The organism is Kitasatospora sp. NPDC001095, assembly GCF_053598615.1.
Genome location: NZ_JBSFKQ010000032.1, coordinates 23,823 through 36,889 on the forward strand (window position 1 = coordinate 23,823; position 13,067 = coordinate 36,889).

Annotated in this window: 11 protein-coding genes; 8 read left to right on the forward strand and 3 right to left on the reverse strand. The window is 74.2% G+C overall.

Going from position 1 to position 13,067, the window contains the following annotated elements:
- Positions 1–44 precede the first annotated feature (44 nt).
- Both ACWDBB_RS24005 and ACWDBB_RS24010 read right to left on the reverse strand, forming a co-directional pair.
- Positions 45–1,976 carry an FAD/NAD(P)-binding protein gene (locus ACWDBB_RS24005; RefSeq protein ID WP_449791563.1) on the reverse strand — a complete coding sequence of 644 codons (1,932 nt, stop codon included), beginning with the start codon at positions 1,974–1,976 and terminating at the stop codon, positions 45–47.
- The gene (locus tag ACWDBB_RS24010) at positions 1,973–2,926 is read right to left on the reverse strand and encodes an amino acid ABC transporter permease (RefSeq protein ID WP_449791564.1); all 954 of its coding nucleotides are present in this window, start codon (positions 2,924–2,926) and stop codon (positions 1,973–1,975) included. Before ACWDBB_RS24010 ends, ACWDBB_RS24005 begins: the two co-directional genes overlap by 4 nt.
- Positions 2,927–3,579: 653 nt before the next feature.
- Here ACWDBB_RS24010 and ACWDBB_RS24015 point away from each other — a divergent pair.
- The 7 genes from ACWDBB_RS24015 (at position 3,580) to ACWDBB_RS24045 (ending at position 10,384) form a co-directional block, all read left to right on the forward strand.
- A complete protein-coding gene (locus tag ACWDBB_RS24015) occupies positions 3,580–4,746 on the forward strand; it encodes an LLM class flavin-dependent oxidoreductase (protein WP_449791565.1) in 1,167 nt (388 codons plus the stop codon).
- Positions 4,743–5,261: a GNAT family N-acetyltransferase gene (locus ACWDBB_RS24020; protein ID WP_449791566.1), complete on the forward strand. Its 519-nt coding sequence runs from the start codon at positions 4,743–4,745 to the stop codon at positions 5,259–5,261. The genes ACWDBB_RS24015 and ACWDBB_RS24020 overlap by 4 nt, the downstream gene beginning before the upstream one ends.
- Positions 5,262–5,271: 10 nt before the next feature.
- A complete protein-coding gene (locus tag ACWDBB_RS24025; protein ID WP_449791567.1) occupies positions 5,272–6,222 on the forward strand; it encodes an ABC transporter substrate-binding protein in 951 nt (316 codons plus the stop codon).
- 28 nt (positions 6,223–6,250) lie between these two features.
- Positions 6,251–7,243 (forward strand): amino acid ABC transporter permease, encoded by a 993-nt coding sequence (locus ACWDBB_RS24030; RefSeq protein WP_449791568.1) that lies wholly within the window; start codon positions 6,251–6,253, stop codon positions 7,241–7,243.
- A gap of 38 nt (positions 7,244–7,281) precedes the next feature.
- Positions 7,282–8,034, forward strand: a complete 753-nt coding sequence (locus ACWDBB_RS24035) for an amino acid ABC transporter ATP-binding protein (protein WP_402401846.1) — start codon at positions 7,282–7,284, stop codon at positions 8,032–8,034.
- Positions 8,035–8,079: 45 nt separating this feature from the next.
- Entirely contained in the window at positions 8,080–9,066 is a 987-nt protein-coding gene (locus tag ACWDBB_RS24040) for an ABC transporter substrate-binding protein (RefSeq protein ID WP_449791569.1), read from the forward strand.
- A 112-nt stretch (positions 9,067–9,178) separates the two neighbouring features.
- On the forward strand, positions 9,179–10,384 hold the full coding sequence (locus ACWDBB_RS24045; protein WP_449791570.1) for a protein kinase domain-containing protein: 1,206 nt from the start codon (positions 9,179–9,181) through the stop codon (positions 10,382–10,384).
- 86 nt (positions 10,385–10,470) lie between these two features.
- On the opposite strand, the gene ACWDBB_RS24050 is transcribed toward ACWDBB_RS24045, so the two are convergent.
- Positions 10,471–11,220 (reverse strand): TetR/AcrR family transcriptional regulator, encoded by a 750-nt coding sequence (locus tag ACWDBB_RS24050; RefSeq protein WP_449791571.1) that lies wholly within the window; start codon positions 11,218–11,220, stop codon positions 10,471–10,473.
- 119 nt (positions 11,221–11,339) lie between these two features.
- Between ACWDBB_RS24050 and ACWDBB_RS24055 the strand changes: the two genes are divergently transcribed.
- Positions 11,340–13,064 (forward strand): DUF885 domain-containing protein, encoded by a 1,725-nt coding sequence (locus tag ACWDBB_RS24055; RefSeq protein WP_449791572.1) that lies wholly within the window; start codon positions 11,340–11,342, stop codon positions 13,062–13,064.
- Positions 13,065–13,067 lie beyond the last annotated feature (3 nt).

Consider the following 13,067-nt stretch of genomic DNA (forward strand, 5'->3'; position numbering starts at 1 on the left):
TGCTCCTCGACGCCGGGGTGCCGACGCCGCAGCCCTCATGGCTCTCATGCCGCCAGGGCCCGGGCCGTCGGCAGGGCGGCCAGGGCGTGGAGCAGGGCGCGGGCGGCGGCGTCGTTCTGGCGGAAGGCCGGGGCGTCGGTGCGGGGGCGGGCGAAGGCGGCGGCCGCGCGCAGGCTGGTGTGCGGGCCGAGGGCGGTGCGGCGCGGGTGCGGGGCGCCGCCGAGGGCCGGGTCGAGCAGCCGGCTGTCGGCGGGGGCGATGGTGACCAGGCCAGAGCGGTGGGTGTGGTCCGGGTCGGTGACCACCTCCTCGACGACGCGTCCGGTGCGGTGCAGCTCGCCCAGCAGCGGGTCCAGGGTGCGGGCCAGCGCGTGCTTGGGCAGGTACGCCTCGACCAGCGCCGTCGCGGTGACGTGGTGGCCGGGCACGGTGGCGCCGGAGGCCCGCCAGGTGCCGCTCTCCTCGTCCCGCTCGATCCGGACGTCCGCGCCGAGGAAGCGCACCACCCCGGCCTCGGAGAGGGCGAGCAGCTGGCGCAGCCGGAAGCCGGGCGGGCCGGAGGCGAGGAAGCCGAAGTAGCCGAAGAACCACTCGTCCACCTCCTCGGCGATCGAGCGGGCGGTGAGCCGGCCGCTCGCCGTCACCCGGGGGAGCTGGCCGAACAGCGACAGCAGGGCGAGGAAGGCACCGAGGTCGGCGCTGTGGGCGGGGTCGGCGCGGCGGTCGGCGTCCGCGCCGATGTACCCGCGCAGGTACTCCTGGAGTTCCTCGTCGCTGCCGAGTTCGAGCCCGGCCAGCGGGTGGTCGAGCCGCTCGAAGTCGATCCGGTCGGCGGGGTCGGGGACGGCCTCGGCGACCAGGGCGGCGCGTTCGGGGGTGTACCAGCCGTGCCGGTCGTAGCGGGCGAGGAACTCCGGCCAGGGCAGGGTGGTGCGCTCGGGGTGGGCGTGGAACAGCTCGTGGTAGTGCCCGAAGGCGATCTCCTTGGCCATCAACGGCCAGAAGTCGCGCCGCAGTTCGAGCTGTCCGCCGGTGGCGAGCACGGTGTCCACGGCCGCCGCGTCGAAGTACCGGGGGAGCGGGGCGGGCGGCCCCTGGAGGCGGTAGCCGGTCTTGGAGTGGTACGGGACGCCGCGCCGGGAGCCGAGGTGCAGCACCGGCTCCCGGCCGGACGGCAGGTAGCGCAGCGCGGGCCCGGCCCCGGTGGGTTCGAAGCGGCCGCCGCGGCCCTCGGTGAGCAGGGCGACCAGGTCCACCGAGGCGAGGCCGAGACCGCGCAGCACCACCGGCTCGCCGGGGGCGAGGGCGGCCAACTCGGCGGTCACGTCGGCGGAGTAGGCGGGCGGGAGGTGGAAGCGGCCGTGCCGGGCGGCGAACTCGGCGTCGGCCGCGTAGCGCGGGTGGGGGGCGGAGTCGAGGTGGCCGAGGGTGAGCACCACGTGGTCGGCGGTGAGGGTCCGGTCGCCGAGGTGGACGGTCTGCGGGCCGTCGGTCGGGCCCTCGATCCGCCGGACGGTGTCGCGGTGGACGGTGACCGTGATGTGCGCCGGCAGGTCGGCGACGGCGCGGCGGAACACCCAGTCCAGGTAGGCGCTCTGGGCCCGCCGGGTGGGGAAGTCGGTGGGCGCGAGGGTGCGCAGCTCGGCCCGGACGGCCGGGTCGGCGACCTCCCGGTAGGGCGTGAACTCCCGCTGTCTGCGGGCCCATTCGGCGAGTGAGGGGCCGGGGCGAACCGGTCCTTCGAGGGTGGAGCGCTCGTCGGTGAACATGGTGACGTCCTCGGCCATCGAGTTCATCCGTAGCAGCGGGGACTGGTCGTGGCGCCAGATCCGGCCCGCGCCGGGCGGGTACGGGTCGACCAGGTGGATCGCCAACGGCCGGTCGGCGGGCAGCAGTTCGGCGGCGTTGGCGGCGATCCGCTCCAGCAGTCCGGTGCCGCGCGGGCCGGCGCCGACGATGACGAGCGACGACGTCATGCCCGCACCGCCCTGGCGAGGGCCGCGCGGGCCCGTTGCAGCGGGGTGGGTGGCAGGCCGTCGCGGGTCGCGCCCCGGGCGAAGCGCCGCTCCACGTAGTACTGGCCGACGGACAGCAGGGTGGTGACCACCAGGTACCAGAGGGTGGCGACCATCAGCATCGGGATGACCTGGTACGACTGGAGGTAGACCAGCTGTACCGAGTAGAGCAGGTCGGAGACGGCCAGCACGCTGACGATGCTGGTGCCCTTGAGCGCGCCGATCAGCATGTTCCCGGCGCTCGGCACGATCGCCCGCATCGCCTGCGGCACCACGATCCGGCGCAGCACCCGCCACCGGCCGAGTCCGAGCGCGGCCGCCGCCTCCAGCTGGCCGCGGTCCACGGAGAGGATGCCGCCGCGGATCACCTCGGCGGCGTACGCGGTCTCCAGCAGGGTGAGGCCGATGACGGCGGTCAGGGTGGGGCCCATCAGGTTGACGGTCCTGACCGTGACGAACTCGGGGCCGAACGGGAGGCCCAGGCCGAGGGTCGGGTAGAGCGCGCCGATGTTGAAGAAGAACAGCAGCTGCACCAGCGGCGGGGTGGAGCGGAACACCCAGACGTAGCCCCAGCTCAGCGTGCGCAGCACCGGGTTGGCGGACAGCCGCATGGTGGCGAGGAGGGTGCCGAGCACGAAGCCGAGGGCGAGGGTGGCGGCGGTCAGCCACAGGGTGAGGGCGAGCCCGTTGAGCACGGACCGGGCGGTGAACCAGTCGGCGACCACGCCCCACTGGAAGGCCTCGTTGCGGATCACCGAGTTGACCGCCATCGCGGCCAGCAGCAGGGCGACGCCGGCGGCGGCCCACTGGCCGGGCCTGCGCCGGGCGACGATCCGGGCCTCGGGGTCGGGCGGTGCGGCGGGGCGGTCGAGCGGGGAGGGGGCGGGCAGGACGTCCTGCGGGGTGGCCATGGCGGCGGCTCCTGGGCGGAGTGCGGGCGGGAAGGTACGGCGGTGGTCACGTACGCGGGCGCGGCCCGTGTCCCTCAACACGGCCGGCGCGTGGCACTGCACTCCGCGCCGATCGTACGCATGCGCGATCGACGGCTGTCAAGGGTGATCGGGGCGCCGGGAGGGCCGGTCCGGGGCGTGTCGGAGAAGTGACAGGAGATCGCAACAGTGCGGCAATGATGGACGGTTGACGGACCGATCGGCCGACTGCTCAACTTGAGGCCATGTACGTCGAGCAGCCCCTGGTCAGCCGCGACCACATCGACTTCGGTCGGGTGTGGTCCGCGGCGTGTCGCGGCTGACCTGGCAGCGGGCCGTCCGTCCGGCCTGAACTCCCGGTGGGGTGCCCTCCCTCGGCTCGCCCCGTCGTGGCCCGGATCCGTCGTCGGTGGCCGACGACGCGTCACGTCCTCGCTGTCGCAGACGACTTCGCACTGCGCTCCGGCTCTCCCGCACTCCGGCAGTCCCTCCCGTACGCCCTCGCGTCACCCGTCACCCGTCCGACGGTCGCCCCGCCGCGGCCGCCTCCGGTCAGTCCACCCGCAGCCCGCTTGCGGCCCGCCCGCAACCCGCCCGCGGCCCGACGGGCTTGCGCCCACCCGAAAGGTTCCGCCATGCCCGTCGAATTCCTCGGCATCGCCGCCACCGGCGACGGTTCGGAGACCACCGCCCGCACCACCGCCGCCTTCGACCGCGACTACACCCTGCGGCTGGCCCGGGCGCACGAGGACCACGGCTGGGACCGGGTGCTCTTCGCGTACGGGGCCGGCACCCCGGAGCCGGCGGCCGCGGCGGCCTACCTCGCCTCGCACCTGGAGCGCCTGCAGATCCTGCTCGCGCACCGGCCGAACGTCTCCTACCCGACCTTCGCGGCCAAGACCTTCGCGACCCTCGACCGGATCAGCGACGGCCGGCTGACCGTGCACTTCATCACCGGCGGCAACGACCACGAGCAGCAGCGCGAGGGCGACTTCCTGGCCAAGGACCAGCGCTACGAGCGCACCCGCGAGTACATCGGCATCGTCAAGAAGGCCTGGACCAGCCGGGAGCCCTTCGACCACGAGGGCCCGTACTACCGCTTCAACGACTTCGTCTCGGACGTCTTCCCCGTCCAGCAGCCGCGCCCGGCCGTCTCCTTCGGCGGCTCCTCGGACGCGGCCTACGCGGCCGGCGGAGCCGAGGCGGACATCTACTGCCTCTGGGGCGAGCCGCTGGCCCGCACCGCCGAGCAGATCGAGCGGGTGAAGGAGGCGGCGCGGGCCGCCGGGCGCACCGACGTGCCGCGGATCCAGGTGGCGTTCCGGCCGATCATCGCGCCGACCGAGGAGCTGGCCTGGGAGAAGGCGCACCGGACGGTGGCCGCGATCAGGGCCCGCCGGGGCTCCGGCCGGCCGGGGGCTCCGGGCACCGCGGCGCCCGATGCCGGGACGCCCGGGGCCGCGGCACCCGAGAACGCCGGCTCCCGGCGGCTGCTGGAGATCGCCGAGGCCGGCGAGCGCTACGACCGCGCGCTGTGGACCCCGACGGCCGCCGCCACCGGCGGGGCGGGCAACTCCAACGCCCTGGTCGGCACCCCGGAGACGGTCGCCCAGGCACTGCTCGACTACTACGACCTCGGCGTGGACATCCTCTCCGCGCGCGGCTACGACCTGCTGGACGACGCGATCGACTTCGGCCGGTACGTCATCCCGATCGTCCGCGAGGAGGTCGCCAAGCGGGACGCCGCCGCGGCCGAGCGCGCCGAGCGCGACCGCCACCAGCTGATCGCGGCGCAGGCGTGAGCGCGGCCGCCCGGTCCGGGTTCCGCCGGGCCGCGATCGACGACCCGCTGGTCGAGCCGCTGCTGCGCGAGCTCACCCACGAGTACGTCACCCGGTACGGCCCCGAGGGCCGCGAGGAGATGACCCGCTACCCGGCCGAGGCCTTCGCCGAGCCGCACGGTGTGCTGCTGCTCCTGCTGGAGGACGGCGAGCCGGTGGCCGGCGGCGCGTACAAGCGCTACGACGAGCACACCGCCGAGGTGAAGCGGATGTGGACGCACTCCGCGCACCGCCGCCGGGGCCTGGCCCGCCGGGTGCTGGCCGAGCTGGAGCGGACGGCCGCCGCGGTCGGCTACACCCGGATCCACCTGACCACAGGGCCGCGCCAGCCCGAGGCCGTGAACCTCTACCTGGCGGCCGGCTACGCCCCGCTGTTCGACGTCTCGGCCGACCCCCTGACCATCGGCCCGCTCCCCTTCGAGAAGCGGCTGCCCGCCGGCGCGGCGCAGCCGCCCGTCCTGGCCCCGACCCCCTGAAAGGCCCCCCGTGAGAACCAGCACCGCCCGCCGCCGCCTGCTCGCGACCACCGCCCTGCTGCCGGTCCTGGCCCTGACCCTGGCCGCCTGCGGCTCGGACCCGAAGATCGCGGGCGCGGCGGTGGCGGGCGGCCCGTCCGCCGCCACCGAGGACCTCGTCTCCGGCCTCACCAGGTCGGACGCCGCCGCCGCGCTGCTGCCCGAGGAGGTCCGCAGGGCCGGCACGCTGAAGTTCGGCTCGTCCTTCGGCACGCCGCCCAGCGCCTTCTACCTCGACCAGGTCACCAAGAAGCCCGCCGGGATCGACGTGGACCTCACCGACGCCGTCGCCCGGCTGCTCGGCCTGACCGTGCAGCGCGAGGAGGCCGCCTTCGAGACCATCCTGCCCGCCCTGGACAGCGGGAAGTACGACGTCGGCACCGGCAACTTCGGGGTCACCGCGGCCCGGCTGAAGACCATCGACTTCGTCACCTACATCGACGACGGCCAGGGCTTCGCGGTGCGCAAGGACAACACCGCGATCCAGCCGGTCACCGACCTGGTCCAGCTGTGCGGACTGACCGTCGGCACCGGCGCCGGCACCACCTTCGAGACCACCCTCAACAGCCGGCGCGGCGTCTGCGCCGACGCCGGGAGGAAGCCGTACGAGGTCAAGGCGTTCAGCGAGAGCGGCGCCCTGCTGACCAGCCTCCAGCAGGGCCGGGTGGACGTCGAGATGTCCACCATCAACGGCCTGCGCCACCAGGCCGCCCAGGAGGCCTCCGGCACCCGCTTCCTCGGCGAGTTCCACCGCCTCGACGTCGGCTTCGCCCTGAAGAAGGGCTCGAAGCTCGCCCCGGCGCTGCAGGCGGCGGTCAACCAGCTGATCAAGGACGGGACGTACGAGCGGATCCTGCGCAAGTGGGGGGTCACCGAGTCGGCGATCACGGAATCGCGGATCAGCCCGCCCGAGCACGCCTGAGCGCCGCCCCCGTCCGAGGAGACCTCCGATGACCGTCAGCACCGAAGCACCGCCCGCCCCGTCGAGGCCGGCGGCCGCCCCCGACCTCGACGAACTGGCCGGCCTGCGGACCGTCCCGGCCCGGCACCCCTGGCGCTGGGCCCTCGGGATCGCCGCGCTGGTCGTGCTCGCCCAGTTCGCCCACGGCCTGGCCACCAACCCCGGCTGGGACTGGGCCACCTTCCGGCTCTACTTCACCGCCGACACCATCCTCCGGGCGATCGGGCGGACCCTCGAACTCACCGCCTACGGCACGGTGCTGGGTTTCCTGCTGGGCACCGTGGTGGCCGCGATGCGGCTGTCCCGCAGCGCGATCCTGCGGTCCGTCGCCTGGGCCTACGTGTGGGTGTTCCGCTCGATCCCGCTGATCGTCCAGCTGGTGTTCTGGTTCAACCTCTCCTACCTGTACAAGCGGTTCGGCATCGGCATCCCGTTCGGCCCGACCTTCGGCGACGTGGAGACGGTCGGGGTGCTCGGCGCGCTCGGCGCGGCGGTGCTCGGCCTCGGGCTGCACCAGGCCGCGTTCGCCGCCGAGATCATCCGCGGCGGCATCATCGCGGTGGACGCCGGCCAGCGGGAGGCCGCCGCCGCGCTCGGCATCCCGCGCTGGCGCCAGGGGTGGCGGATCGTGCTGCCGCAGGCCATGCGGGGCATCCTGCCGGCCGCCGCCAACGAGGTGATCTCCCTGCTCAAGGGCACCTCGGTGGTCTACGTGATGGCCATCGGCGAGCTCTTCTACCAGGCGCAGGTCATCTACGGCCGCACCGGCCGGGTGGTGCCGCTGCTGATGGTCGCCACCGTCTGGTACGTGCTGCTGACCACCGTGCTCTCGATCGGCCAGTACTACGTCGAGCGCCACTTCGCCCGCGGCGCCGAACGCACCCCGCCGCCCACTCCGTGGCAGCGCGTCCGGGCCTTCGCCCGGAGCCTGCCCGACCGCACCCGGCCCGCCGCCGCCCGTACCTCCGGAGGACAGTCGTGACCGCCCTGACGAAGCCCGCCCCGGCCCCGGCCGCCCCGATGGTGCAGGTCCGCGGCCTGCACAAGAGCTTCGGCCGGCTGGAGGTGCTGCGCGGGGTCGACCTGGACGTCCCGGCCGGCTCGGTGACCGTGGTGCTCGGCCCGTCCGGCTCCGGCAAGTCCACCCTGCTGCGCGCGATCAACCACCTGGAGAAGCTCGACCGCGGTCACGTCGCCATCGACGGCGAGCTGATCGGCTACCGGCGCTCCGGCGACCGGCTGTACGAGCTCAGGGAGCGCGAGGTGCTGCGCCAGCGCACCGGCATCGGCTTCGTGTTCCAGAACTTCAACCTGTTCCCGCACCTCACCGTGCTGGAGAACCTGGTCGAGGCGCCGGTCGCCGCGCTGCGCCGCCCCAGGGCCGAGGCCAGGGCGACGGCGCTGGCGCTGCTGGAGCGGGTCGGGCTGGCCGACAAGGCCGCCGCCTACCCCCGGCAGCTGTCCGGCGGGCAGCAGCAGCGGGTGGCGATCGCCCGGGCGCTGGCGCTGGAGCCGAAGGTGCTGCTGTTCGACGAGCCGACCTCGGCGCTCGACCCGGAGCTGGTCGGCGAGGTGCTGGACGTCATCAAGGACCTGGCCCGCAGCGGCACCACGATGATCGTGGTCACCCACGAGATCGGCTTCGCCCGCGAGGTCGCCGACACCGTGGTCTTCATGGACGGCGGCGTGGTGGTCGAGCAGGGCCCGCCCGCCGAGGTCCTGGACCGGCCGCGGCACGAGCGCACCCGGGCCTTCCTGGCCAAGGTCCTCTGACCCTCCGCCCTCTCTCAATCCCCTTTCACCGAACAGGAGTTCGCCATGTCCCTACCCCGTCGCGCCCTGGTGGCCGCCGCCGGCGCGCTCGCCGCCGCCCTCGTCCTGGCCGGCTGCGGCGGCAGTGCCACCGGCGCGGCGGGCCCCGCCCCGGCCAAGGGCAGCACCGCGCCGAACGGCACGGTGGTGAACCTGTCGCCGAACCAGAACCGGGTCACCACCCCCAAGGTCGACGCGATCGCCGCGCTCGTCCCGGAGGAGATCAGGAAGAAGGGGACGCTGGCCGTCGTCGGCTCGGTCGGCAGCATCCCGCCGCTGGGCTTCTACGCCGACGACGACAAGACGATCATCGGCGTCGAGCCGGACCTCGCCTCGCTGATCGGCGACGTCCTGGGCCTCAAGGTCGCGTACGACACGGTCTCCTGGGAGAACATCTTCGTCGGCCTGGACAGCGGCAAGTACGACGTGGGCGTCTCCAACATCACCGTCACCGAGGAGCGCAAGGAGAAGTACGACTTCGCCACCTACCGGCTGGACGTCCTGGGCTTCGAGGCGAAGAAGGGCAGCGGCCTCAAGGTCACCGGCGCCAAGGACCTCGCCGGCAGGTCGGTCGGCGTCGCCACCGGCACCAACCAGGAGAAGCTGCTGGTCTCCTGGAGCGAGGAGAACGTCAGGAACGGCCTCAAGCCGATCGACATCAAGTACTTCCAGGGCACCGAGTACTACCTGGCGCTCGCCTCCGGCCGGATCGAGGCCTACAGCGGCCCCAACCCCAGCCTGGCCTTCCACGCCGTGCAGACCGGCGAGACCGAGGTCGTCGGCACCTACTCGGGCGGCGGCGCGGACGTCCTCGGCAAGATCGCGGCGACCACCCGGAAGGACAACGGGCTGGTCAGGGCGCTGAACGGGGCGATCGACGAGGTGATCGCGAACGGCACGTACGGGCAGGTGCTCAAGCGCTGGGGCCTGGACGGCGAGGCGGTGCGGAAGTCCGAGATCAACCCGCCCGGCCTGCCCAAGGCCAAGCCGTAGCGGGATCCGGGCACACCGGCCCGCGGTCGTTCACCCGTTCGTCCCCACCCGCCGCTATGGTGACCCCTCCGACGGCGAACGCCGGGCGGACGCGGTCGAGTTGGGGGAGGGCATGGAGAAGGGCGAGGTGCTCGGCGGTCGCTTCCGGCTGGAGCAGCAGCTGGGCAGGGGCGGGTTCGGCGTGGTCTGGCGGGCGACCGACACCACCATCGACCGGGAGGTCGCGGTCAAGGTGCTGCTCGCCGAGCACGCCACCGACCGGGAGGCGGTCAGCCGCTTCGTCCGCGAGGCCCGGACGGCCGGCGGCCTCAACAATCCGCACATCGTGACGGTGTACGACTACGGGTGGACCGAGACCGGCTCGGGGAAGATCCCGTACCTGGTCATGGAGCTGGTCCGCGGCCGGGCGCTGTCCGAGGTGCTCAAGGCCGGCCGGCCGGACCACAAGCAGGCGCTGCGCTGGATGCGGCACGTGTGCAAGGCGCTGGACGCCGCGCACCGCTCGGGGATCGTCCACCGGGACATCAAGCCCGAGAACGTCATGATCGCGCAGGAGGGGGAGCGGGCCAAGGTCCTGGACTTCGGCATCGCCCGACTGGTCACCCAGACCGTCCGGCTCACCTCCACCGGCAACGTGGTCGGCACCGTCCCGTACCTGGCCCCCGAGTGCTGGTCCGGCGGCACGGTGGACGGCCGGGCCGACCTCTACGCCCTCGGCATCATGCTGTACGAGGCCTGCACCGGCGCGCGCCCGTTCCGCGCCGCCTCGGCCGCCGAGTACATGTACAAGCACCTGGAGGAGGTCCCGCCCCCGGTGCGCGGCAAGGACCCGGCACTGGCCGGGCTGATCGCCGAGCTGCTCGCCAAGCGGCCCGAACAGCGGCCGGCCGGCGCCGCCGAGGTGCTGGAGCGGCTGCGTGGCATCCGGCCCGGGATGCTGCGCCCGGAGGATCCCAGCCCGGAGCAGCTGCGCCGGCGGGCCGACCGGGCCTGGCGGCACGGCGAGGCCGGCGAGACGGCGGAGGCGGTGGAGATCCTTACCGCGCTCGTCCCCGCCTTCGCCCGGATCTGCGGCCCGGAGGACCCGCGTACCCTGCGCACCTGCCACGACCTGGCCCTCTGGCTGGCCGCGGACGGCAGCCCCGGCGCCGCCGTCGACCTGCTGGACGAGCTGACCCGGGCGCCCGGCGCCACCCCGGAGGCCCGGGCGGACGCTCGGCGCGACCTCGCGCACTGGCAGCGGGAGGTCGCGAGGTCGGGACCGGGCCGGCCGCGGGCCGGCGAGGCGGCGAGCCTGGGGGCGCTGCTCGGCGGGTGACCGGGGCCGGCGGCCCGCGGCGCGGAATCCGCCCGGTGGGCCGCCGCGGGCCGCCCCGACCCCCGGGACGGGGCCGGGGGCCTCACTCAGCCGCCGAGCACCGCCCGCAGCCGCTCCGCCCGCTCCGGCCGCGGCCCCTCCAGCGCCAGCACCCCCGCCAGCACCTCGGCCGTCTGCGGGTCGTGCAGCGCCGTCGCCGCCGCCATCGCGGTGAACTGGTCCACCAGCCAGTCGCGCAGCTCCGCCACCGGCAGTGCGCGGCCCTCGTCCAGCCAGCTCAGCGACGCCCCCTCGACCACCGCGATCCAGGAGCGCACCAGCAGCGTCAGCCGCGGACCGGCCTCCCGCACGCCCAGGTGGCGCAGCGTCCGGCGCAGCGCCGCCCGCCGGACGTCGTCCACGATCGCCGAGGTGCGGGCCGTCTCCACCACCGAACCGCCGCGCAGCAGCGCCGAGTAGCCCGCGTCGTGCTCGGCGACGAAGGCGAAGTAGCCGTCCAGCACCGTCGACAGCTGCTCGGACGGCGTCCCGCTCACCCGGACCGCGAAGCGGCGGGTCAGCTCGTCCGCCGCGGTGCGCAGCGCGGCCTCGTACAACTGCTGCTTGCCGCCCGCGAAGTAGCGGTACACCAGCGGGCGGGAGGCCCCGGCGGCCTCGGCGACGTCGTCCAGGCCGACCTCCTCGGGCGGCCGGGAGGCGAACAGCTCCAGGGCGACCGCGATCAGCTGCTCGCGCCGCTGCTGGACCGGCAACCGCCGGTAGCCGGTGCGGCGCGGACGCGGCTCGGACGCGGCCGGAACGGGTGCCTGACCTGCCGAAGTGGGGCTGGCTTCCATGGCGGCCAAGCGTAATCGGCGTCGGGCCGATCCGGTCCTGTCGGGCCGAACGGATTTTCGCAGACGAACCCCGCTCGCAAAGGGGTTGCAAAGCAGCGGTGCCACGCAATGATGGCGGAATGTCTGAAGAACTGATCACCGCCGACGGCGCCACCCCCCGCCGCATCGCCGACGACCACGTCCGCGAACTGGCCGACCTCGACCCGCTGACCGCGGTCTACCTCGGCCTCAACCTCGACGACGACCGGCTGCCCGACCTCTCCCCGGCCGGCCCCGAGGCCGTTGCCGACCTCGCCCGCCACACCCTGGCGAAGCTCGACGAGGCCGAGCGGGCCGGTGCCGCCGAGGACGAGGCGGAGCGCCGCTGCGCCCGGCTGCTGCGCGAGCGGCTGTCCGCCGAACTCGCCGTCCACGACGCGGGGGAGAGCTTCCGCTCGCTGCGCAACCTCGGGTCCCCGGTGCACGACCTGCGGGAGTCCTTCACGCTGATGGGCACCGACACCGAGGCCGAGTGGCAGGTGATCGGCCGCCGCATGGCGAGGATCCCGGTGGCGTTCGAGCAGTACCGGCGGACGCTGGCCGAGGGCGTCGAGCGCGGGCTGCTGTCCGGCCCGCGCCAGGTGGCCACGGTGCTCGGGCAGTTCGCCGAGTGGCTGGGGGAGGACGCGCCCGCGCAGGAGCGGATTCCCGGTGCGTGGTTCGGTCAGTTCGTCCAGGGCGCGCCGGAGTCGCTGCGGCCCGAGCTGTCGAAGCACGCGGTGGCCGCCGCCGACGCGCTGGCCGAGCTGCGCGACTGGCTGCGCGACGTGTACGGCCCGGCCGTGGCCGGCGCCCCGGACACCGCGGGCCGGGAGCGCTACGCCCGCTGGGTGCGCTACTGGACCGGTGCCGACCTGGACCTGGACGAGGCCTACGCCTGGGCGTGGAGCGAGTTCCACGACCTGCTGGCGCAGATGGAGGTCGAGGCCGAGAAGGTCCTGCCGGGCGCGGGCCCGCTGGCGGCGATGCAGTGGCTGGAGTCCGACGGCCCGGCCATCGAGGGCGCCGAGGCCGCCCGGGAGTACCTCCAGGGCCTGATGGACCAGGCCATCGGGGACCTCCAGGGCACCCACTTCGACCTGGCCGAGCCGGTCACCAGGGTCGAGTCGAGGATCGCGCCGGCCGGCAGTGCCGCCGCGCCGTACTACACCGCGCCCTCGCTGGACTTCAGCCGCCCGGGGCGGACCTGGCTGCCGCTGGTCGGCCGGGACCGCTTCCCGGTCTGGGACCTGGTCTCCACCTGGTACCACGAGGGCGTGCCGGGCCACCACCTCCAGCTCGCGCAGTGGAACTACGTCGCCGACCGGCTCTCCACCTACCAGGTGAGCCTCGGCGGGGTCAGCGCCAACCTGGAGGGCTGGGCGCTGTACGCCGAGCGCCTGATGGACGAGCTCGGCTACCTCACCGACCCGGGCCACCGCCTGGGCTACCTCAACGCGCAGATGATGCGCGCGCTGCGGGTCATCGTCGACATCGGCATGCACGTGGGCATGGACTTCCCGGCGGACTCCCCGTACCGGCCGGGCGAGCCGGTCGGCCCCGAGCACGCCCGGGAGTTCTTCGGCCTGTACTGCGGCCTGTCCGCCGAGTTCCTGGACAGCGAGCTGGTCCGCTACCTGGGCCTGCCCGGCCAGGCGATCGGCTACAAGCTCGGCGAGCGCGCCTGGCTGCGGGGGCGGGCGGCGGCGAAGGCGGCGCACGAGGCGCGCGGCGAGGAGTTCGACCTCAAGGCCTGGCACATGGCGGCGCTCTCGCAGGGTTCGCTGGGGCTGGACGACCTGGTCGAGGAGCTGTCGGCGCTGTGACCG

Bases quoted from the DNA above. Each gene is read 5' to 3' on its own strand.
- ACWDBB_RS24035 (WP_402401846.1), top strand. From the start codon at position 7,282: ATGGTGCAGGTCCGCGGCCTGCACAAGAGCTTCGGCCGGCTGGAGGTG.
- ACWDBB_RS24005 (WP_449791563.1), bottom strand. From the start codon at position 1,976: ATGACGTCGTCGCTCGTCATCGTCGGCGCCGGCCCGCGCGGCACCGGA.
- ACWDBB_RS24050 (WP_449791571.1), bottom strand. From the start codon at position 11,220: ATGGAAGCCAGCCCCACTTCGGCAGGTCAGGCACCCGTTCCGGCCGCG.
- ACWDBB_RS24010 (WP_449791564.1), bottom strand. From the start codon at position 2,926: ATGGCCACCCCGCAGGACGTCCTGCCCGCCCCCTCCCCGCTCGACCGC.
- ACWDBB_RS24040 (WP_449791569.1), top strand. From the start codon at position 8,080: ATGTCCCTACCCCGTCGCGCCCTGGTGGCCGCCGCCGGCGCGCTCGCC.
- ACWDBB_RS24045 (WP_449791570.1), top strand. From the start codon at position 9,179: ATGGAGAAGGGCGAGGTGCTCGGCGGTCGCTTCCGGCTGGAGCAGCAG.
- ACWDBB_RS24015 (WP_449791565.1), top strand. From the start codon at position 3,580: ATGCCCGTCGAATTCCTCGGCATCGCCGCCACCGGCGACGGTTCGGAG.
- ACWDBB_RS24030 (WP_449791568.1), top strand. From the start codon at position 6,251: ATGACCGTCAGCACCGAAGCACCGCCCGCCCCGTCGAGGCCGGCGGCC.
- ACWDBB_RS24055 (WP_449791572.1), top strand. From the start codon at position 11,340: ATGTCTGAAGAACTGATCACCGCCGACGGCGCCACCCCCCGCCGCATC.